Origin of the sequence: Paenibacillus sp. 598K (assembly GCF_003851045.1) — a bacterium.
In the GTDB taxonomy this organism is placed as follows: Bacteria; Bacillota; Bacilli; order Paenibacillales; family Paenibacillaceae; genus Paenibacillus_D.
Map to the genome: position 1 here is coordinate 1 of NZ_BFBX01000160.1, position 23,569 is coordinate 23,569.

Consider the following 23,569-nt stretch of genomic DNA (forward strand, 5'->3'; position numbering starts at 1 on the left):
GCATGGGAATGCTCCGTCTGTCAGACCCGGCTTGATCGAGATGGCAATGCCGCGAAAAATATAAAGGTGATGGCCGTCTGATACGGCACATTCCATGAACTGTGGGAACCACAGGGATCGCTTGGTTCACTTTGCTCCAGAAGGAGTAATTACCCAAGAATCCCCCACCTCAGCCGGTTACGGCAGGTGGCGGGAGTGTTCAATTCGGGTTTGCAGACACGCCCTAGTTATTCTTTAATAGCGCCGATCATGACGCCTTTGACAAAATACTTCTGCAGGAACGGATACAGAAACAGGATCGGCAAGGTAGCGACCATGATGGTCGCGTACTTGATCGTCTCGGCCACAGGCATCCGGTCGCCCCCGCCGACGCCGGTCATCATGCTGTCCGTGTTGTTCTGGATCAGAATCTCGCGCAGGATGAGCTGCAGCGGGAACAGATCGCGGTTGCGCAGATAGAGCAGGGCGTCGAACCATTTGTTCCAATGCCAGACGCCGTAGAACAGCACCATGACGGCAATGACGGGCATCGAGAGCGGGACGATGACGCGCATCAGAATCGAGAAGTCATTGGCCCCGTCGATGCGTGCGGACTCTTCCAGGGCAGGCGGGATAGCCTGGAAGGAGGTCCGCATAATGATCAGATTCCAGGTGGTCATGGCGCTGGGCAGGATGAGCGCCCAGCGGCTATCCAGCAAGCCGAGATTGAGCATCAGAATATACTTGGGGATGAGGCCGCCGTCAAAAAACATCGTCAGTACGATGAGGACCATAATCGTCGTACCCCACATCACGTTGCGGCGGGACAGACCGTACGCGCCTAATGCCGTCATGATGAGATTAAGCGTGGTGCCGACCAGGACATAGAAAATCGTGTTGATGTAGCTGGTGACGATATTCGGGTTTTGAAATACCATCTTGTACGCCGCCAGAGAGAACCCTTTGGGCCAGAGCAGAATCCCGCGATGCTGGACAAACGCGGAGGATTCGCTGATAGAGGCGAACAGGACATAGACAAACGGGTACAAGGTAACAACCGATAGCGCGGCCAAAACGAAGATGTTGGACAGATCAAACATCCGCTCGCTCCAAGGCTTGGTATGATTCATCGTCGTGTCTGACCTCCTACATCAGCTTAGTGTCACTGAACCGCTTGCTCATATAATTGGCCGAGAAGAGCAGGGCAAAGTTAATCAGCGAATTGAACAGGCCGACGGCCGCGCTGAAGCTGTAGCTGGCCTCCAGCACCCCTTTGCGATACACATAGGTGCCGATCACATCGGCGGTTTCATAGGTCATCGGGTTGTACATCAGCAGAATCTTCTCGTCCTGGAGCGCCATCAACGAGCCGATCCGCAGGATGAACAGAATGATAATCGTCGGCATGATGCTCGGAATGGTAATGCTGAGCACCTGACGCAGCCGTCCCGCGCCATCGACTCGGGCTGCCTCGTACAGCGAGGGATCGATGTTGGCGATCGCCGCCAGATAGATGATCGAGCCCCAGCCCACACCCTGCCACACAGCAGAGGACGTATAGAGGAAGCGGAACCACTCCGGCAGCCTCAAGAACGATAGCGGTTCGCCGCCGAAGAAGAGGATCAACTGGTTAATGAGCCCGTCCATGGACAGAAAATCGACCATCATGCCAACAACAACCACGATCGAGATGAAATGCGGCAAGTAGGTGATGGACTGCACCGTGCGTTTAAACATGCGGCTCCGGACCTCATTGAGCAGCAAAGCCAAAATAATCGAAGCCGGGAATACAAAGATCAAATCGTAGATCCCCAGCAAAACGGTGTTGACGATAATACGCTCGAAGAAAAAGCTGCTGAAGAAATTCTGGAAATGCTCGAAGCCAACCCAAGGACTTCCGGCAATGCCGAGCCCGGCCGAGAAATTCTTGAACGCCATCTGAATACCGTACATCGGCCCATAATGAAAGACGCCGTAAAAAGCGATAACGGGCAGCAGCATCACATAAATCATGGCATTGCGACGGAAGTCCTTGGCCACACGCTGACGGAAGGATGGCCTATGCGATGCATGCGGGATTGCGGTTGTCTGATGTGGCTGCATGTGGAGCCCTCCCCTCAATGAATAAGCGAATGCCGGCAGCCGCCGGGCAACTGCCGGCACGCGTATGCGCCGCTATTCCCGGCTGTTGAAGCGGTCAAGCCCCGCTTGCTGAAGCTGGATGGCTTCCTCGATGCCCATGCCCTGTATCGTATCGACGAACTTGTCGAACTGGTCGAGCGGGGTGACGCCCATGATGAATTTATTGACCATCTCGTCATAGTACGTTTTGACATCGTTCATGATGGAGGCGTAACGCGAGCTCTCCTCCGCCGTAGGCGAGAGGGTCGGCATCCACCGGCTGTTATCCGCATCCATCCAGGTCGCGATCGCCTCTTGTTGCTCTGGCAGTACGGCATATTGCTCCATGTAACGGGCGTCCTGCACGAAGGGCCCTGAGTAGTTGGCCAGCATATACTTGGCCATTGCTTGCGTAATTGGCAGATCAGGGTTGTTCATCACCTCGTCGGTATAGGTTGGATACCCATCGATCATTTCATAGCTGACGCCTTCGATGCCGAAGTTGAAGAGCATATGGCCTTCTTCGCCATAGTTGAAGTCCAACCATTTGACGGTCTCCTCCGGCTTCGCATGCGCCTTGGTGATGGCTGCTCCGGTGCCTCCGAATGGCGCTTCCCGCTGTCCCAGCAGCGGCTGATCGCCTTTGCTCAAGACGACATTGGGGGCGCCCGCCAGCTTGAACGACGGGTGGCTGCCCTTCATCAGATCCGTATACCGTCCAATGCTGCTGCCGGAGTACCCGACGAAAGCGCCGAGCTGGTTATTCGTGACCTTGGCGTCCTTCAGCTTGCCGTCAGTGGCCGCATAGTCGGCGTCAATGAGCCCCTCTGCATACCACTGGCTCATCGTGGCCAGATATTCCTTGAACTCCGGCTGAATGGGCCCATATCGCACTTGACCCTCCACCTGATAGAAGGCATCGGTAATGCCCCAAGCCCCCAGGAAGGCCTGGTTCAAGGCCGTCATCGGGATATCCAGCAGCAACGGAATTTCGTCCGCTTGCCCGTTCTGATTCGGATCGCCCGTCTTGAACGCCTTCAGCGTCTCATACCACTCGTCTATCGTCTCGGGCATCGGCAGGTTCAGTGCGTCCAGCCAATCCTGACGAATAATCAGACCGTTATAGGTGAGGAGGTTATCATCGCCGCGAATGAACGGGAACACATAAATGTTGCCGTCATCGGTCGTAATTAATTTGCGATATTCCGGATTGTCGGTCAGCAGCTTGGTCAGATTCGGCGCATGCGCTTCGATGAGTTCGTTGAGTCGGATGATCGTGCCGTCTGCGATCGCCTTGTCCGGTCCGCCTGCTACACTGGACCAGGTGTACTGGATGACATCGGGCACATTGCCGGAGGAGACCATCAGATTAAAGGCGTCGAGCTCCTGTCCCTGCGGCGGATGCTGGAAGGCGACTTGCGTGCCAGTAATCTTCTCGATTTCTTGATAGACGGCAATTTCACTGGCATCCTTCATCGTTTCAGACACGTTGGAGTTCAGGGGCACCCAATAGGTCAGCTGGTCGGGATACCCGACCTCGGCGCTTTGTGCTGGCGGGGTGTTCGCGGGGTCAGCCGGCGCGTCCGGCGATTGGGGCTTGGCATTGCCATTGGAGCACCCTGCGATCAGAGCTGCGACAACGGCAGTGACGACGAACCCCTTTAGTTTGTTATTAGTCGTATACAATTGCAGACGCCTCCTTGGGATAGGTTGGTAAGGCTGCTTGCTCTGGCCCAATTGTACGTAGCGGCGGTTCGTCTCGTACATGGTACAGATTCGTGATGCGCTGTCGTTTCTTAAGATCGACGTTAATCTGCACCAGCCAATCTTAAGATCGGTGCAGTTCCTTGTACTTGCCGGGGGTGATGCCTTCGTATTTTTTGAACATCCGGATAAAGCCGATATCGCTGGAATAGCCAACCTCTTCGGCAATCTTGCCAATGGTATGGTCTTTCTCCTCCAAGAGCGTCTTGGCATGTCTGAGGCGCACCTGAGCCAGATAGTCGCTTAAGGTTACGCCGCTGTTTTTCTTGAAAAAAGAGGAGAGGTATTGCGGCGTAATCTGGAACTGCTCAGCGATATAGGCAAGACTGAGCATCGGATTGGCATACTGCTCGTTGATATACGTCTTCATTCGCTCCAGCATGAGCAGGGCAGGGTCGCCGCGGTGGGTATTCACATGCGCGCATACTTGCTCATACATCGAGACGACATCCTGGTACAGCTCCTCGACAGAGCCGGCTTCGTTCAGCTTCTCCAGCGGACCCCCGGCATCCCCGAAAATATCCTCGTATTGCAGGCTCAAGGTATTGAGCAGCTTGAACAGCGTACTGATCAGATTGGAGAATAGTAGCTTGCCCAGCTCCGGCGTCATTTGGCTGCTGCCGAAATTGCTCGTATATAACTGATGGATGACCTCGGCGGCTTTGGCGGCATTGCCGCTCTTGGTTGCGTTGATCAGCTGCGCTTCGGTCTCCAAAGGGAAGTTGTACGAAACGCCTGTTGCGTTTTTTACTTGCTCATACACAAGCACGGGCTGGTAGTTGACGAAGATCGCATAGTCCATCGCCTTCATGCATTCACGCAGCGCTTCCGGAATGGCTTGCAGGCTGGCATGCACCTCGCTCACCGCCAGGGTGGTCAACGTGCGGAACCGTTCCTTTAATACGGCATTCAGCTGCTCTACCCAATCGTAAAATTCCTGCCTGCTATGTCCTGTCGGCAGATTGAGGATGACGGCAAGCGTGCTTTTGTCCAGCTCGACGGCATAAGAAGGCAGCGTCGTCATCTCTTCGGCAATCTTGCCGGCAACAAACCGAATCAATGCCCACTCGCTCTCGCTGTCATTGCGGATAAATCCACTCGCATCGTCGAGACGAATCAGAATGACGCTATAGTGGTCGTACGGAAAGGAGATGCCCATAAAGGCCAGCGTCTCCGGCGTCAGCTGGTCCCATTCCACATATCCCTTGAGCAGCCTGCCAAGGAAGTTGGTCCGGATGACGGGGGTCTGTTTAATGAGCTGGTCCTCGAGCTCTGCCTGCTTGTCCATCGAGTGCAGCACCGAGGATTTGATGTAGTCGTATTCGTCCAGGTATTGCTTTTCTTCGTCAGACTTGCGACTGCCGATCGAATGAATAATTTCCTTGAGCGGACGGTACGCACGATAGCTCATGAGGCTGCATACGATTCCTCCGGCTACAAGACAGAAGATCAGCATACTCAGCGCTTGCATCTTGACCTCGTTCACCCGCTCCCAGAACACCTCGCCCGGCACGACAGAGATGTATTCCCAGCCGCTCTGCAGGGAGTGAGTGGACAGGCTCATATTGTCCTGCTGCCCTGTCAGCGCTGTGGACAGCTCGATATCGGGATCGCCGGTGCGCAGGAGCACCTGGCCTGCCGCATCTTTAATGAAGAGAGCGCCGTTATTGGCCTTGATGATCTCGGCCATCAGCTGCTGGATTTCCTGCTCGTTGATGAGGATGACGAGCGAGCCGGAGGGCGTCGTACGCTCGCCGATGGGCAAGGATTGCATGTAAGTGACGACATTGCGCTGCGTATAGCCGCTGCCGATCTTGGCTGAGGGCAGGAAGCGTTTGAACTGTGGCTCTCGAAGAAGCGCTTGCCATTGCTCATAGTCCATTTGCTCATATCCATAGATGCTGGAGTAGAACAGCTGGCTGCTTGTTTTCATCGTTGGCGTGAGCACCGTGTCGCTCTCATGAAAATAAATATAGAAATCGCTGATGAACGTGCTGATGTTGCGGTAGCGTTCGAGCTCCTCCTTGAACCGGACAAACTCATAGGACTCTGGTCCGCTGAGCGGAGCGGCATGTCGGAGCAAGCCGGGCAACTGGGGATGGGTATAGATATGTCTGGCCAGCTGATCCAACTCCTCCAATCGGCTGTCAACAACCTGCTTGACTTGCTCGATCAAGGCCGAGTTGGCATTGTTGGCATTTTCGATCATGATCGACTCCACCTGATTGTACAGTCCCAGCCCGATCCCGAGCGGAATCATCAGCACCATCATATAAGAGAACATTAACGTCGCGAACACGCTCATTCGGTTGAAGAACTTTATTTTGCGCGTCCGTGCTTGCTTGTAAGATGGCATAGGCGTTTGTCTCCTCCCCGTCCCCCGGTGTAGTAAGCAGTCTTTTGATTAGACATTGTAATTCAACCCGTGCAGGACATTTCCTGTGCGCAGTTAGGAAATTCTGACAAAATCTTAACAATAGCCTGACGATATGAAGGATGTACTGTAGGTTATGGCCATAAAGTGGCCTAGTATAGAAGCTGCTTGGAGACGAGTTATGCTTCCGAAGCGAGTTTTCCTTCGGAAAACTAAGCGTATGCTTCCGAAGCGAGTTTTCCTTCGGAAAACTTTTAGGAGGGGATGACAGTGAAACGCTTGATTGCGCGATGTCTTGTTCTCGTTCTTTGTGTCACATCCATGTCTGTACCTTATGTCGAAGCTGGGCAATACGAGGGGAGCATCGCTATGGCCGCAAACAATTTGCTGACTAATGGAGGGTTCGAAATGCTGGGCGGCACGAACAACAACTGGCAGGACGGGATCGCGCCTGCAAACACATCTTTCTTCCGCAGTACAGGCACGCCAGTCTTCGCCGTGGATGATACGGTGAGCCGCAGCGGCAGCCGCTCGGCCCGCATCTCGGCCGATAGTGTCAGCCGCGGCGCAATTGTCCAAGAGACAAGGGGAGCTCACCTGGTGGCGGGGCAGACGTACCGGATGAGCGGCTGGATGAAGACGGAGCAGCTATCCAATAAAGCGATCCTGCGTGTCCAGGCAGGTCGCAGCGGCAGCAATATCCTGACCAACTTTGGTCAATTGACGGGCACGAGCGACTGGACGTACTTCAGCCATGACTTGACGCTTCCAGATACGATCACCAACCCGGCCTGGATTAAGCTTGAGGCATTCCTGGAAAATTCGACGGGTACGATGTGGCTCGACGACTTCTCCATCGTACATATCGAGCCTGACGCAGCGGCAGAGCCTGTGCTGGACCTGCTATGGCATGCGACGCCCAAAAATACAGCGCTGGCAGGGAAGCTCGAGAAGGTAAGATTCGCCGACCCGGGCAGCTTGACCTGGACTGGCGTATCGGAGGCGGAGCACGGCGAGGCGAGTGTTGCTGCCGACGGGAGCTTCGTGTATACCCCGGACACCGGGTATATCGGCTACGACCGCTTCCTGGTCCGGGCCGATAGCGGGACGGGCGCTTCTGCCGAGGGCGAGGTGAGGGTATTCGTCCTCCCGGATACAGCGGACATCCTGGCCCTGATGGGGCCGGACGGCGGCGGGGGACTGCTGGCTAATGATGCGCGCTGGGTGGAGATCGAGCAGCTCCTCGCAGACGGCGATCCGTACATGCTGGCATGGGCGGATGAACTACAGGCGTTGGCAGACGGGGTGTTGGCGACAGAGCCGTTGCCGCATACCGCTAACGGCGCCAATTATAACGTCATACGCGACCGCCTCATTCACACCTCGCTCATGTACAGATTGAGCGGGGAAGCGAGCTACGCGGCAAGGGCAGTGACGGAACTGGAGGCCATTGCCGCCTACCCGGACTGGTACGGTCGCACGAACAATATGCTGCCGCTCGCCGAGCTGACGTATGGCGTCGCACTGGCGTATGATTGGCTGCAAGGCTACCTGACGGAGGAGCAAAGCGAGCGGATCGCCGAGGCAATTCGCGTCAAATCGCTTGGTGTCGCGCTCGCGTGGTATCGGGGGGAGTTCCGTCATAACGGGGAGTTCAACAATATTAATCTGGTCGATAACGGCTGCTTCGCCCTGGCGGCGCTGGCGATCATGGATCGAGGCGGAGCAGCGGCCGATGATGCTGCGGAAGTGCTGCGAGGCGCTTATACCAAGCTGCAGCAAGCGCTGCGCTTCTATACGGAGGACGGTAGCTGGCTGGAGGGCCCTGCCTACTGGCATTATGGAGGCCAATACTTCACCTACATGATGGCAGCTATGAACAACGTGCTCGGTGAAGATTATGGGCTGTCTGCCCTGCCGGGCGTCGCGGCCTCGGGCGAGTTTCCGGTCTACCTGCTCGGGGAAGGCGGATTCTTTGACTTCTATGATGGCGGGATCAGTCTTAATCAGCCGGAATCGATGTGGTATGCAGATTTCTATAATCAGCCGCAGCACGCTTGGCACTTGGGGGATCTCTATGACCGCAAGGGGGTATTCGACCCGCTATACCTTGTGTTCTATAAGACTGGCATGTTCGACACGCCGCCGGTTGCGCTGGACCGTACGTTCCGTGGTATCGAGACGATATCGATGCGCAGCGCCTGGGACGATCCGAATGCCCTGTTCGCAGCGATGAAGGGCTTCGATGATACGCTGCTCAGTCATCACGATCTCGATGCCGGCACCTTTGTATTCGACGCGCTGGGGGTACGGTGGGCGATGGATTCGGGCAATGAGTCGTATAATCTGCCGGGCTTCTGGGATTATAGCGGGGCCAGATGGCAGTACTACCGCAAGACGGCGGAAGGGCACAACACGATCGTCGTGAATCCGCAGGATAATCCGATTATGCAGCAGCAGCACAATGCCAGGGCGCTCTTGATCGATAGCGAGCTCAAGCCTCGAGGGGCCTATGGCATCCTGGATCTGACGGAGCGGTATGCGCGCGATGCGGTATCGATGAAGCGGGGAATGATGCTGGCAGCGGATCGCCAGGAGTTGATCGTACGGGATGAGATGCGATTCAAGCAGCCGTCGGAATGGTACTGGTTCATGCATACGCGGGCGGAGGTCGAGATTGTAGAGGACGGCAGAGCGGCGGTGCTCTCCTCGCAGGATAAACGGCTGTACGTCAAGCTGCTGGAAGCCCCGGCAGGCGCCGAGCTATCCGTGATGGCTGCCCAGCCGCTGCCCACCTCGCCGAATCCCGAAGGCCAATCCATCAATCATGGCATTCGCAAGCTTGCTGTGCATATGGCGGGCGTAGAGCAGAGCGATCTGACGGTATGGATGGTTCCATTGCGGGAGGGCGAGCCCTTGCCTCAGGAAACGCCAACGGTAAGCGTGCTGACAGATTGGTCGATTCCGGATGGCGAGCTGCCTGAGGTTATCGTCCGGCCGCAGGCGCAGCATATTGCAGTAGATGGTCAGCCGCTGTCCGGCTTTAATCCAAAACAGACGTATTACGAGGTCATCGTACCATTCGACCAGTTGGATATCCCTGTCGTAACCGCGGCGAGCGACTACTCCGTGTCGGTGCGTCAGGCAGAGGGCTTGCCAGGCAAAGCGATCGTGGAGGTGACGGACCCGGCGCGACCGGGCGCGGTGGAGCGCTATACCATTCGGTTCGAGTCCGGACCCATTATCGGGGAACCGCCCGCAGTGAACAAGCTTCCGGTCGCGGCTGTCACAGCCAGCGCCGTGCCTGAGGCGGCGCAGGGCAATACGCCAGACAAGACGATCGACGGCAATTTGGGTACCCGCTGGGCTGCGGCAGGAGAGCAATGGATTCAGTACGATCTGGGAGAGGTCAGGGAGGTTGGCGCAGTCTCCATCGCTTATATGTTCGGAGATGCGAGACGCTATTATTTTGATATCGAGGGCTCGTTGGACGGCACGGATTGGGTAGCGCTGTATGCGGGGCAGAGCTCGGGGCTGACCAATGAACCGCAGTTGTACCCTATATCTGAGACGCAGGTCCGCTACATCCGAATCAACGGCCAAGGCAACTCCAGCAATAACTGGAACAGTGTCACCGAAGTCGCCATCTTCCGGCCCTCGCCGCTCGCGCTGCGGGTAACGGCGCCCGCTCAGGCGACTGTGGGAGAGCAGGCTACAGTAAGCGCCAGATGGAGCTATGGCGATGGACGCCGCACAGACGCAGAAGGGCTAATCTACACGAGCAGCGATACGGCGGTCGCTACGATAGACGAGCTTGGTCGTCTGACGGCCAGACAGGCGGGGCAGGTCACTTTTGCGGTAGTGGATCCTGCGTACGGGTTCCAAGAAGAGGTGACTGTTGAGGTTGTACGGCGGGCGGAGCAGCCGGTGTAATCAGTGGTCAGGGCGGCAACCGCTTCGCCCCCGGTTCGGCCGCGACTCGCGTCGAAGCCGTGTTGATCCCGCTGGAGAGTGGGGACGCGCTCCATTAAGGATAAATGCGAGAAGGATACGTGCGCGAAGGAGGAATGCCCCACGCACGTAAACTTGCTATGGCCTGCGTTTAGGTATATCGTTAAAAGTATACTTAAAACGAAGGCGGGAGACGAATGGGAATGGGAGTGGGAGTAACTTTGTCGCTGTTGGCAGCGGGCGTGCTGGGCGCTGTGAGCTTTGTTTCGTGTCATCCGGTTTTTGGCGGCAAGCGGGGCAAGGAGCAGACGCTGAGCTATCAGCAATCCCCGGCATATGGCGTCGGCAAATTCGTGAACCTCATTCCCACATCGATGGGGATGAACTGGGATACGACGAAGACGCTGCTTCGCGATTATGTGCGGGGCGTTCCGAAGCAGCGGCCAGCCGAACCGCTCCCGGTGCGACCGGTCGTGCTAGATCCGCTTAAGGGAAGCCGGCAGCCGCGAGCCGTCTGGCTGGGACACTCGGCTGTCCTGATGGAGATGGAAGGCATGCGCATGCTACTGGATCCGATGCTCGGCAGAGCGCCTTCGCCCGTCCCTGCGGTGGGCGGCAAGCGATACAGCAAGCAGCCGCCGATCCAGGCGGAGCAGCTGGATGATATCGATGTCGTGTTGATCTCCCATGATCACTACGACCATCTGGATTACGGGACGATCCGCCAGCTGAAGGATAAGGTCAAACGCTTCATTGTCCCCCTTGGCGTAGGAAGCCATCTGGAGCGGTGGGGCGTGGCCTCGGAGCGGATCGAGGAGCTGGACTGGTGGCAGGAGACGAGCTATGAAGGGCTGCGGCTCGCCTGCACGCCGGCCCGACACTTCTCGGGGCGCGGCTTGACCGGACGCGACCGTACGTTGTGGTGCTCCTGGGTTATTACAGGAGAGGAGCACAATGTATTTTTTAGCGGCGACAGCGGCTATGGCGGGCATTTCCAGCAGATCGGCGAGCGCTACGGCCCCTTCGATCTGGCGATGATGGAGTGCGGCCAATACGATGAGCGCTGGGCGGGCATCCATATGTCGCCGGAGGAGACGGTGCGGGCGTATATGGACGTGCGCGGTCGTGTCCTGCTGCCGATCCACTGGGGCGCCTTCACGTTGGCGATGCACAGCTGGACCGACCCGATCGAGCGGTCGACGCGAGCGGCCCGAGCGGCGGGAGCGACGATCGCGACACCTGCGCTCGGCGAGCCGGTAGCGATCGGCTCGGCAGAGGTGCCAGCCGCCGCCTGGTGGCAGCCGCTTCGATGAGGCGGGGGCGAGTCGCCCCAATGGGGCGATCCGGTAGGCCGCTTCGATGAAGCAGGGCCTGCGGGGCTCCCCGATGGAGCGATCCGCTAAGTCGCTCCGATAGGGCAATGTGTAGACCAAAACACCCCTTGCTTCCATCTCATGGAGGCAAGGGGTGTTTGTCGTAGGCTGTATGGCGTCTGGAAGCAAAAGAGGGGGTGATCATCAGCCGAAAATTGTTGATCATGTAGGCTTTTTTATGTACAATCGGCCAAACAACTTGAACCATCTGCCCCAGCGAATATTTTAGCTCAGCCTAATAAAAAATTAAGCTTCTTTTAATATGACCCTCCTAAAATTATACATAAATCGGTAAGAGGAGGGTATGTGGTATGGATAGGAAAAAGCGTGATTTTACGGATTATTATGATGAGATTCAAAAGGAAATGCAGCAAGAAAATCAAACTTCAGATGTCATGAACACAAGTAGAAGACTGTATATCACAGATGGCGAAAGCAGTCCGAATTTACTTGTATCCGCAACTTCAAACGGAGACCAGCAGGAGAAGGAGAAATTAGATTGCTCTACTTCAGCGAAAAAGAGACTTCGTTTTAAAAAACGCGTCTCATTTCTAGCCGGGGGAATTGTAGCAATCATAGTGATGCTCGCCAGTGGTGTCAACCCTTTTTCTTCTGACCACACAATGGGGCATCAGCAAAGTTCCGGAATAAGTTCTGCGAATATTACGACCACATCAACTTCCATTTCGACTAATCAGAATGTTATTTCTTCTATTGTGCAGCAATCTAATGGAGCTGTTGTTTTGATAAAAACGTATACAAAGTCCAGCAGTAGAGAAACTAGGAGTTTAAATGATCCCTTCTGGTACTTTTTTGGTGGAGGAAATGAACAGCCGAAATCCTCCAATGATGGTCAATTGCGCTTATATGGAGCAGGTTCAGGATTTTTTTATAAGAAGGGGGGATATATTTTAACAAACGAGCATGTAATTGCGAACGCGGACCAGATTGAAGTTACTGTGGACGGCACTGCTGAACCTTTCAAAGCAACTGTATTAGGAAAGAGTGCGGAACACGATTTAGCCGTCATAAAAATAGACAGTAAACAAGATTTTCCGATTCTTAAGATGGGGGATTCTAATGCTATCAATGTCGGAGATTGGGTGGTTGCTATAGGCAATCCCGCCGGCTTCGAGAATACAGTTACAGTGGGCGTTATTAGTGCCAAAGAGCGTGAAATACCTATCAATGACAATAATGGACAACGACAGTACCGTCACTTGCTGCAAACAGATGCGTCTATAAATTCTGGAAATTCTGGAGGACCTCTTATCAACTTAAATGGCGAAGTGATTGGGATGAATACTGCCAAAAGCTCCGAAGCGCAAGGAATCGGGTTTGCTATACCTACCAGTGTATTTGTTCCATTTATTAATTATTTGGAAGAGGGGAAAAGCATTCCTTCCTCCTACATTGGCGTCTCACTAACTGATATAAGAGAAGAAATACTGGATGATTTAAATTTGAATTCCGTAGAAGGAGCGCTTGTAGCACAAGTGCTACCCGGAACTCCGGCATTTAAAGCGGGAATACGACAATACGATGTAATTGTTAAAATAAATGGTCAAGCTGTAGAGAAATCAAAAGATGTCGTCAATCAAGTGTTAGCTCTTCCTATCGGTGAAAAGATATCGTTAACTGTTCTCCGGGATGGGAAGGAAACTGATTTCATTGTAATCGTGGAGGATAAAAACGCATCATAATTTACCCGCTCGGGGTAACTCTCCAAGAGATAACGTGACACAGTCCGCAAAAAAAGCCTTCAAAATCACTCTCAAAGTGGACTTGAAGGCTTATTTGTTTTTGTAATCACATCTTTAATTCGATTGATATACGGAATGACTTTGGAAAACCTCTCAACTCAATTTACACTTGAGAGAGGCTCGGCTCATTCACTTGGTACCATTTTGCTTGCTCATTGTACATCTGATAGTATAAGCCTTGGTGTTTTATCAATTCATCATGCGTACCGACCTCAGCCACTGTTCCATTTTTTAGCACAATGATTCGATCAGCAAATTTACAACTACCAAGGCGATGAGAAATGAAGATGGTTGTTTTCCCCTCAGAAACATTCAGAAATTCTTGATGCAAATCTACTTCAGCTATCGGGTCAAGAGCTGAAGTAGGTTCGTCTAAAATGATGATATCTGTGTTTTTGTAAAACGCACGGCTTAATGCGATACGTTGCCATTGACCATATGATAATTCAGTTCCCCCTAGAAATTGTGGGCCTAGTATCGTCTCGTAACTATCTTGTAATTGAGAAATAAATTCTGATGCTTTTGCTTTTTTTGCTGCTAGTCTAATTTCCTCATCTTTTATTTCTTTATTTATGTCACTCAAAGCGATATTTTCCTTTGCGGATAATTGGTATTTCATAAAGTCTTGAAAAACCACGCTAATTCTTTGGCGCAAGTGTTTTTTATTAATTGAGTTTATATCAATGTCATCATAAAAAATAGTTTCATCCGGTAGATCATACAATCCTAGCAAACATTTTATGAGAGTTGTTTTACCACAGCCATTCTCACCAACAATGGCTACTTTTTCTCCACTATTAATATCAATAGAAATATTATTCAGAATAGCCTTTTGGCTATTGACATATTTAAATGATAAATTCTCAATCCTGATCCCTTTTACTAGTGGTTTGGGAATATGAGCAGTGGGTCCATTATGGTCTTTTTCTTCAGGTAAGGACATGTAATAAAAGAGATCATCAACCAGCAAGGTGGTTTCAAAAATTCGCGAAATGTTGGAAGATATGCTTTGTACTAAAGACGGATAAGACATTATGATTTGCATAAGTGCAACAAATTCAGCTATAGAAACCTGCCCTTTATGTATTAACCATACAGCGTAGGAGAGTATTAAAACACCATATAATGCACTCAAGCTTTCCATGCTCCAAGCGATAAAGCTTGCCCGTTTTTCAAGTTTCATTTGTTCTTTAATGTTCTGTTTAAAAGCCGCACTCCATTTTCCTTTAAAGTAATCGAATGTATTGGAGATGCGATTTTCTTTTGCCGCCTCTTTTCCTGTTAAGATGCTGAATAAGTACAGAACCAGTCGCTGTGATGCTGTCTGCTCCCTTATTAATAGAATTCGTTTTTGCCCGTAAATAAAATTCACATAAAGAGATGGAATTAAAAAAAATAGAGCTCCTATAGCCAATATTGGATTAATACTGTAAACGATGATGATGAGGGTAGTCAATGTGATGGCTGACTGAACAAGTTCGAAAAAAAGGCTTAATAGATTTACAGCATGTTGCCCCGAAGATGCTTTTTCCAATTGATCGTATGAACTTGATCTATCAAAAAAAGAAAGGGGAAGCATTGTTGACTTTTTGGCTATCATTGAGTCAATATGAAATTTTCCAATACGTTCATAGTAGCTACTAACTAATCTATCAATGGATTTTATCAGTTGCGCAAGCAGTAATATAGCTCCTTGGAGTGCTAAGATACCGAAGACTGCCGAGACAGGTAGATTATTGTCTATAATTCCGTTTATGTTTTCGAGAAGTTCCTTAGTTATTAAAATTTGAATGCCAGGCACAAATGCTAAAATGATACGTAATCCTATAAAAAGAAGGATGATTTTGGGTTCCCAAGTCCATAATAATTTATAAACTGAAAGTATTGTTTGAAATGCTCTCCTCATATTTTTCATAACCATCATTCCTTTGAATCATAGTATGTAGAGTAGAACTGTTTCTTCAGTCCCAAAAGCTTTTGCGTCCGGGCTTGAAGTGTTTATTACGATGACTGAACCTCTTTTTGCGGTACAAATTCAGTAGCCATCGGATGTACCAAACAATTACGAGTCTACTTGGTTCTTACCTCAGAGTGCCCTCCAAACTGCTAACTGTACCTAATTTGGCAAAGTGCGTATGAAAATAAAAAGAAGAGGATAATAGAACTTCCTCTTCTTTGTGAAAATGATCTTTAATGACTATACAAGACATCCAAGGCGTTCGAAGCGATACTCTGTCCATAAACGGGTGCTGTCTTGACATACCCAAACAGAGTAAGTATTACCACCAGAACAAATCTCCCCTGTTTTTGCGCAAAACATACCGACCTCACCTCCTTTCATTATAGTTCTATGAACTACCCTATTAACCTCGACTTTTGTGATTTTAATAGGAGTTGTTCAAGTTTCTCAAGGTTTACAACAGCTCCCTTAGTTACTACATGTCTATCCGATGAAAGCAAGTATGCAAAAGGAAAAATGTTTGTGCGGTAAAGCTCAATTTGTTCTTTGTTGATCTGGCAAGTAATTGATTCCAAGTGATATTCAATAATCTTAGGGTGAATTCCACTATCTGATAGTAGGAGAATTTGAAAAGAATCTTTCCTTGATTTGACCCAATCATATAATGACTCACATGCTTTGCAACCTGGTGAAGTGAAGAGAATAAGTGCTGATTCTAACTGATTTTCCTTTATTTCGGCACCTGATAGGGTGTGCAAATGATGAATTTCAAATTTCTCCGAAATATCAATCCCATGATTTTGCAAGGAAGAGGGGGTTGCGGTTGCTCTATTATGAGAAGACCTGAGTACCCTAACTAGGAACACAGTGTTAAAAAGGACAAGTAGCCATAACAGATAATAACTTAGTCCCCATATACCCTCCAATTCTCATTCTCCTTTTCATTGAAATTTTCATTGCGATAATACGTGAGAAGTATGTATATAAGAATAACTCCCACACTAGAAAGACATAAAAGGAACAGTTCGTCCCTCTGTATAGAACTCCAAAGTAATTTGGGTATAAAGAACAAATATATGTTGACTAGAATAAGCGAAGCTAATTTTATCAAGGTTCCAGTACCTATCTTCTCATTTGTTAATCCACCTAAACAGTTGCATTTGACTTGCGATTGTTTTTTATTCGTTATTTTGGTGATTCCCAAGAAGCTGAGTAACAAAATCATAGATAGAATGAGTCCCCATAAACGTACAGATTCAATTAATACTGAAATTGATACTATTAACTCCGATAAAGGAATTAATAATAATGCGAATGGTATCAGATTAGTTTTAATTCCAATGTCTTCAAGGGTTTTTCTGAAACTTCTTACTGCAAAAAGTTTCGAGATGGATGAAATGAAGAAATATAGAGCGAATGATAGTGCAAAAAAGTGAGAACTCACAGTCCTCATCTCCTTTATACTTGGAAAATGTTTGTGTCTATATGTAATAGAATACAACAAATTCTTTGTCGAAAACCTTTCAAGTTGTAAATGTTTGGGCTATTTAGGTGAACGATCCTATCATGAAATAAGCGAGTTCTCCGGTGGAATTGAAAGCTTTTTAGGAATACATCTTAAACCTGAAATTCAGAAAACTATCTATTGCCAAAATTCGAAACATATTTCCAAGGTAATTCGTATATGAAATTGGAAAGTATTATTACATAATGTTGAGGCTGAAAGGAGAGGTTATTGTGAGGGAATACAACCGCATTATGATTAGTTCTGATTGTTATTTGGATTTAGATCGACAGGTAGTTCTAAAAAGACAACTCCCAATTTCTCTTTCTCGTCTACAGTATCGACTTATTTACAGATTGGCCGTCCAAATGAATCAAATAGTTTCATCGAAAGACCTTATTCAGTATATTTGGCTAACTCATATGGTGGACAATTCGGAACTATATATGTTGATTCATCGAGTAAGAAAACAGATTGAAGACAATCCAAAACATCCAAAACATTTAATTACATTACGTAGAAAAGGCTATATTTTGTATAGTGAGATTCCATAGATAGAGGCTATGCTTTTGGCGCGAAAACGACTGTAACCTATCAATTGATGGACATGATCCGCCCAAAAAGAGGTAGCCAATGTGACTACCTCAACATCCTACTCATTCAGCGGATGCAGTTCCAATTGATAGGTTCCGTAAAGCGTACATCGAATTGGGCTGGAAAGACTCAGTTGACGGAAGAAAAGCCTCATTCCGCTCGAAACCATAATACTGGACAAGTAGAAGCCAAGATCATTGCCCTTAAGCCCCGGGTCACCCGGGCATTAGCACTAGCCCTCCTGCACCTCGCGCCAGATGTCGGCGAGCATCTCGAAGGAGCGGAGCCGCGCCTGGTGATCGTAGATCTGGGCGGTGGCGATGATCTCGTCGGCTGCGGTCTCACGCAGGATCGCCCGCAGACGCTCGGCGACCGTCTCTCGCCCGCCAGCGATCGAGTAGCCGAACTTGCCGCGCACGAGTGCCTTTTCTTGCGGCGTCCAGAGCGGCTCCATATCGTCGACCGGCGGTAGCAGCGGGCTGGTGCCGCCGCGGATCAGGTTCAGGAACTGCTGCTCCTGCGAGGTGGCCAGGTAGCGCGCCTGAGCGTCGGTATCGGCGACGATGATGTTGACGCCGACCATCGCATATGGCTGCGCCAGCGCCCCGGAGGGCTGGAAGTTGCTGCGGTACAGCTGCAGCGCCGGCAGCAGGTAGTCTGGGGCGAAGTGGCTGGCAAAGGCGAACGGCAGCCCCAGCTGACCGGCCAGCTGAGCGCTGAAGCCGCTGGAGCCGAGCAGCCAGATCGGGATGTCGAGCCCTTCGCCCGGCACGGCGTGGACGCCCGGAGCGCCGCCCTCCCGGGACGGGTCCAGGTAGGCGCGCAGCTCGCTCAGCAGCTCGGGAAAGTCGTGTCCGCCGGCTGTCAGGCCGCGACGGATCGCTCGTGCGGCGGGTTGGTCGGAGCCGGGCGCGCGGCCGAGACCGAGGTCGATCCGTCCCGGATACATCGACTCCAACGTGCCGAACTGCTCGGCGATCATAAGCGGCGCGTGATTGGGCAGCATGATGCCACCGGAGCCGACGCGGATCCGCTCGGTGCCGGCGGCTACATAGCCGATGACGACCGAGGTGGCCGAGCTGGCGATGCCCGGCATGCTGTGATGCTCGGCCAGCCAGTAGCGGTGGTAGCCCCAGTCTTCGGCGTGACGGGCGAGGTCGAGCGTGCGCTCGAATGCCTCGCTAGCTGTCTGGCCTTGCAGGATCGGGGCCAGATCAAGCAGCGATAGCGGTTTGCGGGCAGTGGATTCGTTCATGTATGAGTCGCCTCCTTGGCATAACGGTTATGATAGGCTAGCTGCTGTCCGTTTGTACAAGCTAGTCTTAATTTTGTGAGCTACTATAAATATTATTGTACACCTACCGTTCACCCAGCACAAGGCGAACGGGCAGGGTAGGCTTTCGTAGTAGGGTATGCTACAATGGCACCGACAAGCAAACGACACAAGGGGCGATTCCGATGCTGGTATTCAGTTACTTCAGGGAAGATGACGAGCGACTCTATCTGGCAGGCAGTGAAGGCGGTTACAGCTGGGAAGTGTGGAATGACGGTCAGGCGATCTTCGGCTCTGAGCTGGGTACGCGTCAGATACGCGATCCCTTTATTATGCGCGGGCGCGACGGCTTCTATCATTTGGTCTGGACCGACGGCTGGCGCAGCCGCAGCATCGGCTATGCCCGCTCGGCGGACCTGCTGAGCTGGGAAGGGGCCAAGCTGATCCCGGTGATGGAGCATTTGCCGCAGACCCAGAATGTATGGGCGCCCGAGATTTTTTATGATGAAGGGGCGGACGCGTATCGGATCGTCTGGTCCTCGACGGTCGGCGACGGTCCGCGCAATCACCGGATTTGGTCGACGACGACACGTGATTTCGACACGTATGCCGAGGCAACGCTATTTTTTGACCCGGGGTACAATGTCATCGACGCCTGCGTCGTCGATCTGGGGGAGCGCTACTACATGCTCTTCAAGGACGAGCGCGGCGTCAATGAGCCGGATACCGACTACAAGGCGATCCGCTCTTGCACGTTCGCCAAGGATGGACATGATTGTCCCCGGATCGAAGACATCTCCGAGCTGCTGACAGCGCCGCTCACCGAAGGTCCGACCCTCTACGAGATCGGAGAGGAAGGGGCGAAGGAGTGGATCATGCTCGTCGACGGCTTTCAGGAGCATTATTATGGCGCTTATCGTTCGGCAGATCTGCAGTCATGGGAGGATATCAGCTCGCAAGTCCACTTGCCGATCGGAGCGCGGCATGGCGCTGTGTTTCGACGCTAGCTGCATCATTGATGATTGCCCTACACGAATCTCCAGACAACAGAGCCGGTCCTTCCTCTCGGGAAGACCGGCTTTGTCTCGCTCTTGGAACTTAGGAGCGGAAATGATTGAGCACCCAGCAGATGCCTTGATGGGCATCGACGACTTCTCCGTGCAACGCCCCGAAAAACGTATCCTCCAGCGGCACGACGACCGTGCCCTCCTTGGCCAACAACTCGAATACGCGCGTAATTTCTTCCTCATTGTCGAATTGCATAATGACCCGCACATGCTCTCCCTTCGGGATGCGGCCGTAGGACGATGCGAAGTGAATCAGGCTCTCGCCCAGATGGAGCTCCGCATGATAGATCGTGCCCTTGTTTTCGTTGAGCAGCTTGACCTCGCCGCCGAAGATCGGCTGATAATAATCGAGCGCGTCGCGCACGCTGTCGACGATGATGAACGGACTTGCACTTAACATAATTCCCTTCCTCCTTGTGTTTACTATGGGTAGGTAGTAAGACTCGCTTTCTTTCGTATTACCCGATCTCCGTCGCCTTTGACGCTAGGGCGTTGGTCGCGACGGGACTTGCCGTCTGTGATGACGAGGCTTTGCCGGGGAGATATTGACTTATCCCGACTTCTCTCAACTATAAGACAGATCTTGCTGTCGGTTGCTGTCCCAAGCCGTCGACTCGTGGCGAGCAAGCGCTATTTCCCGGGCAATGGTCGCACAGCGACATAGGGCTGATCGGTCACTTCTTGCAGAGCGTCCAGTACAAAAACTGTCTGTGGGATGCCTGTCGCAGCCTCGATATAATGGGGGCAATGAATGGCAAAGGAGGTTGCAACGTGACTTGGTGGACCAAGCAAAGGCTGCGTATGATCCAGAACAATCTGCGCGAGATCGATGCCGATCTGGATGTCGATCAGCTCATGGAGGAGCTAAAGCGCTATGAAGCCAATACGTTAATGATGAACGCGGGAGGCATGTTCGCTTTTTACCCGACGAAGCTGCCCTTCCAATACAAGACGCCTTATCTGAAAAAGGATCTGCTCGGCGAAGCCGTCGAGCAGGCGCATCGCAACGGCATGCGCTTCATCGCTCGGTTCGACTTTAGCAAGGCGCATGAAAGTCTGTTCGCAAGCAACCCGGAGTGGTTTTACCGAACGCGGGACGGACGCGAGGTCAACTACCATGGCATCGTCCACACTTGTCTCAACAGCGAATACCAGCAGCAGCTGTCGCTCCGGATGATCGACGAGGTCATTACGAGCTACGAGGTGGACGGCATTTTCTTCAATATGTTCGGCTACCAACACTGGGACTATAGCGGCAATCATTATGGTCCGTGCTACTGCGACAACTGTGTCCGGCGCTTCCGCGAGTATTGCGGCGAGGATCTGCTCGTCTATGACGGGGCGGGGCACCCGCTGCATGAACGGTACCGGGAGTTCCAGGATTATACAGCTCGCGAAGTGTTGGAGCGGATCCACGACGCAGTCAAGGCGAAGCGCCCGGAGGTGGCTATCTGTACGTATCATCCCCATAAAGTGGATCTCGTACGCAAGGAATCCAACACCGCGCTCCGTCGTCCCTATCCGCTCTGGCTCTACTCGGCTTCGGAAAATGTCGCCTCGGTTGAGGGCAGCTACCCGGACAAATGGGCCAGCAATTGCAGCATCAACGCAATCGATCTGAATTACCGGTTCACCGGCGTATCGCGGCATGAGATCGAGGTGCGGCTCTATGAAAATCTGGCCAATGGCTCCAATCTGGACTTCTGCATCATCGGCGTCTTCGAAGGTTATCCGGATCGGGCCAACTTCGCTTCGGCGCAGGAGGTATTCCGGCTCCATCATGCGCATGAGCAGATGTATAACGCTTTGAGTCCGGTGGTCGACGTGACGCTCGTCAAGCCGGAGCATGGCGTAGCCCGCGACGAGTACCTCGGCCTGTTCAAGATGCTCAAGGAGCGCCATATCCCGTTTGCCGTCGTCACCGAGGAGCGACTCGTGCCGCAGCTCGAGCAGATCAAGCGCTCCAAGGCGGTCATCCTGCCGGGCGTACGGCGGCTGACCGGAGATCAGACGGAGGCGCTGGCGTCGCTGCGGCAGGCGGGCCTGCATCTGATCGGTACCGGGCTGGCGCTGGCGGAGGATGAGGAGGCGTTGCGGCGATTGTTCGGCGCGACCTGTGTCGGCATCGAGCGCGACGTAACCGCCTCGTACTTCGATACGAGCGACAGCGGCCGCTTCCGCAGTCTGGCCGATCGCGGCTGGGTGATCGGCGGCGATGCGTTCGCCGAGCTGCGGTATGATGACGAGACGGCAGAGGCGCTGCTGCCGTACATCGAGACGGCGAGCTTCGGCCCGCCGGAGCGGGCGTACGGCCATCGCTGCGACGGCCGCTTCGGCCTCGGCCTGCTCCGAGGGGCGGGAGACACAGGCAGCGCTGCGTATTATGCCTTTGCCCCGGGGACGCTGTACGCTCGCCACGGCTACGAGGACCACAAGCATGTCGTCGCCGACGTGCTGGAGCAGCTGCTGGACGGCCAGCTGTCGCTGCTGACGGATGCGCCGTCGGTCGTCGAGACGTTCCTGCACCGGATCGAGGACGGCGGCGAGGCCAGCGAGTCGGAGCTGCTGCTGCAGCTGGTGAACCTGTCCGGCTACAACGGCACGACCTATACCGAGTCGCTGCCGCTCGCCCCGATGCGCTATACGATACGCGGCGTGCCAGAGATGGCGCAGGCCTATCGTCTGCGGACCGGCGAGCCGGTGCCTGTGCAGCATACGCCGGATGGCGCGGTGCTGGAGCTCGGCTGCGAAGGCCGCTACGAGGCGGTCCGGATCGTCTGCGGCGAGACTGGAGCTGTTAAGGGGGGAACTCGATGAAAACTGCAAATCTCAGTCAAGCTGGTCAGCCCGGCCCAGCCGGGCAGGCCAGCGGAGCCAAGCTAGGCGGACCAACGTCACCGAAAGTCTCCCCCGGTCGCAGTGGAGGCAATCTGTGGAGCCGCATCAAGCAGCATCGGACGATTTATTTGCTCATCCTGCCGGGCGTGCTGTTCTTCATCCTGTTCAAGTTTGTACCGATGTGGGGACTGCTGCTGTCGCTCAAGGATTTCAACCCGTATCTCGGCTTCGCGGGGAGCGAGTGGGTCGGCTTTGCGCACTTTGTCGATCTGTTCAACGATCCGAAGTTTTACATCATGCTGCGCAATACGTTTATGATTAATATGATCGGGCTGGTCTTCCACTTCCCGGTGCCGATCCTGCTGGCCTTGATGCTCAACGAGATTCGCCACGAAGGGTTCAAGCGCTTCAACCAATCGATCGTTTATTTGCCGCACTTCCTCTCCTGGGTTGTCGTGGCGAGTATGACCTTTTTTATCCTGTCGGCCGATGTAGGCATCGTCAACAAGCTGATCGCCGAGTCGGGCCGCGATACGATTTCGTTCCTGTCCAATCCCAACTACTTCTGGGGCCTTATCACCGCGCAGGTGATGTGGAAGGAGGCCGGCTGGGGGACGATCATCTTCCTGGCGGCGATGGCTGGCGTCGATCCGTCCCGCTACGAGGCGGCCGTCGTCGACGGCGCGTCGCGGTTCCGTCAGATCTGGCATGTGACGCTGCCGGCGATCCGGCCGACGATCGTCATCCTGCTCGTGCTGCGGCTCGGCAATATGATGGATACGGGCTTCGAGCAGATCCTGCTCATGATGAACCCGCTCGTCATGTCGGTCGCCGAAGTGTTCGACACGTACGCGTATACATTCGGCATCCTGCAGGGGCAGATCAGTATCGGGGTCGCCGTCGGTCTGTTCAAGGGGCTGGTCGGGCTCGTCCTGATCGTCATCGCCAACACGATCGTCAAGCGGCTCGGCTACGAGGGCATCTACTGATCGACTACTTCTATTGAAT

16 protein-coding genes are annotated in these 23,569 nt (G+C 52.9%); 7 read left to right on the top strand and 9 right to left on the bottom strand.

What is annotated here, in order from left to right:
• Positions 1–227 precede the first annotated feature (227 nt).
• The 4 genes from PA598K_RS32505 to PA598K_RS32520 all read right to left on the bottom strand — a co-directional run bounded on the left by PA598K_RS32505 (position 228) and on the right by PA598K_RS32520 (position 6,220).
• Entirely contained in the window at positions 228–1,109 is an 882-nt protein-coding gene (locus PA598K_RS32505; RefSeq protein ID WP_128660907.1) for a carbohydrate ABC transporter permease, read from the bottom strand.
• Between the two features lie 16 nt (positions 1,110–1,125).
• On the bottom strand, positions 1,126–2,082 hold the full coding sequence (locus PA598K_RS32510) for an ABC transporter permease (RefSeq protein WP_128660908.1): 957 nt from the start codon (positions 2,080–2,082) through the stop codon (positions 1,126–1,128).
• A 72-nt stretch (positions 2,083–2,154) separates the two neighbouring features.
• A complete protein-coding gene (locus PA598K_RS32515) occupies positions 2,155–3,867 on the bottom strand; it encodes an ABC transporter substrate-binding protein (protein WP_376739105.1) in 1,713 nt (570 codons plus the stop codon).
• A 61-nt stretch (positions 3,868–3,928) separates the two neighbouring features.
• Positions 3,929–6,220 carry an AraC family transcriptional regulator gene (locus PA598K_RS32520; protein ID WP_128660910.1) on the bottom strand — a complete coding sequence of 764 codons (2,292 nt, stop codon included), beginning with the start codon at positions 6,218–6,220 and terminating at the stop codon, positions 3,929–3,931.
• Between the two features lie 387 nt (positions 6,221–6,607).
• Here PA598K_RS32520 and PA598K_RS32525 point away from each other — a divergent pair, with 387 nt between their 5' ends.
• The 3 genes from PA598K_RS32525 (at position 6,608) to PA598K_RS32535 (ending at position 13,265) form a co-directional block, all read left to right on the top strand.
• Positions 6,608–10,171 (top strand): discoidin domain-containing protein, encoded by a 3,564-nt coding sequence (locus PA598K_RS32525; RefSeq protein WP_260405725.1) that lies wholly within the window; start codon positions 6,608–6,610, stop codon positions 10,169–10,171.
• Positions 10,172–10,392: 221 nt separating this feature from the next.
• Entirely contained in the window at positions 10,393–11,502 is a 1,110-nt protein-coding gene (locus tag PA598K_RS32530) for an MBL fold metallo-hydrolase (protein ID WP_128660911.1), read from the top strand.
• 371 nt (positions 11,503–11,873) lie between these two features.
• Positions 11,874–13,265: a S1C family serine protease gene (locus PA598K_RS32535; protein ID WP_128660912.1), complete on the top strand. Its 1,392-nt coding sequence runs from the start codon at positions 11,874–11,876 to the stop codon at positions 13,263–13,265.
• Between the two features lie 163 nt (positions 13,266–13,428).
• On the opposite strand, the gene PA598K_RS32540 is transcribed toward PA598K_RS32535, so the two are convergent.
• From PA598K_RS32540 to PA598K_RS39140, 3 genes are all read right to left on the bottom strand, one after another.
• The gene (locus PA598K_RS32540) at positions 13,429–15,240 is read right to left on the bottom strand and encodes an ABC transporter ATP-binding protein (RefSeq protein ID WP_185602362.1); all 1,812 of its coding nucleotides are present in this window, start codon (positions 15,238–15,240) and stop codon (positions 13,429–13,431) included.
• Between the two features lie 440 nt (positions 15,241–15,680).
• Positions 15,681–16,211, bottom strand: a complete 531-nt coding sequence (locus tag PA598K_RS32545; protein WP_128660914.1) for a hypothetical protein — start codon at positions 16,209–16,211, stop codon at positions 15,681–15,683.
• The gene (locus PA598K_RS39140; RefSeq protein ID WP_376739106.1) at positions 16,190–16,738 is read right to left on the bottom strand and encodes a MauE/DoxX family redox-associated membrane protein; all 549 of its coding nucleotides are present in this window, start codon (positions 16,736–16,738) and stop codon (positions 16,190–16,192) included. The genes PA598K_RS32545 and PA598K_RS39140 overlap by 22 nt, the downstream gene beginning before the upstream one ends.
• A 305-nt stretch (positions 16,739–17,043) precedes the next feature.
• Here PA598K_RS39140 and PA598K_RS39145 point away from each other — a divergent pair, with 305 nt between their 5' ends.
• Positions 17,044–17,343 carry a winged helix-turn-helix domain-containing protein gene (locus tag PA598K_RS39145; RefSeq protein WP_376739108.1) on the top strand — a complete coding sequence of 100 codons (300 nt, stop codon included), beginning with the start codon at positions 17,044–17,046 and terminating at the stop codon, positions 17,341–17,343.
• A gap of 272 nt (positions 17,344–17,615) precedes the next feature.
• Here the strand turns inward: PA598K_RS39145 and PA598K_RS32555 are convergent, their stop codons facing one another.
• A complete protein-coding gene (locus tag PA598K_RS32555) occupies positions 17,616–18,638 on the bottom strand; it encodes an LLM class flavin-dependent oxidoreductase (protein ID WP_128660916.1) in 1,023 nt (340 codons plus the stop codon).
• A 203-nt stretch (positions 18,639–18,841) separates the two neighbouring features.
• Here PA598K_RS32555 and PA598K_RS32560 point away from each other — a divergent pair, with 203 nt between their 5' ends.
• Complete coding sequence (locus PA598K_RS32560; RefSeq protein WP_128660917.1) at positions 18,842–19,663, top strand: glycoside hydrolase family 43 protein; 822 nt, start codon at positions 18,842–18,844, stop codon at positions 19,661–19,663.
• A gap of 91 nt (positions 19,664–19,754) precedes the next feature.
• Here the strand turns inward: PA598K_RS32560 and PA598K_RS32565 are convergent, their stop codons facing one another.
• The gene (locus tag PA598K_RS32565; protein ID WP_128660918.1) at positions 19,755–20,123 is read right to left on the bottom strand and encodes a VOC family protein; all 369 of its coding nucleotides are present in this window, start codon (positions 20,121–20,123) and stop codon (positions 19,755–19,757) included.
• A 371-nt stretch (positions 20,124–20,494) separates the two neighbouring features.
• Here PA598K_RS32565 and PA598K_RS32570 point away from each other — a divergent pair, with 371 nt between their 5' ends.
• The gene (locus PA598K_RS32570; protein ID WP_128660919.1) at positions 20,495–22,540 is read left to right on the top strand and encodes an alpha-amylase family protein; all 2,046 of its coding nucleotides are present in this window, start codon (positions 20,495–20,497) and stop codon (positions 22,538–22,540) included.
• Positions 22,537–23,550 carry an ABC transporter permease gene (locus PA598K_RS32575; RefSeq protein WP_260405726.1) on the top strand — a complete coding sequence of 338 codons (1,014 nt, stop codon included), beginning with the start codon at positions 22,537–22,539 and terminating at the stop codon, positions 23,548–23,550. The genes PA598K_RS32570 and PA598K_RS32575 overlap by 4 nt, the downstream gene beginning before the upstream one ends.
• The last annotated feature ends 19 nt before the right edge of the window (positions 23,551–23,569 follow it).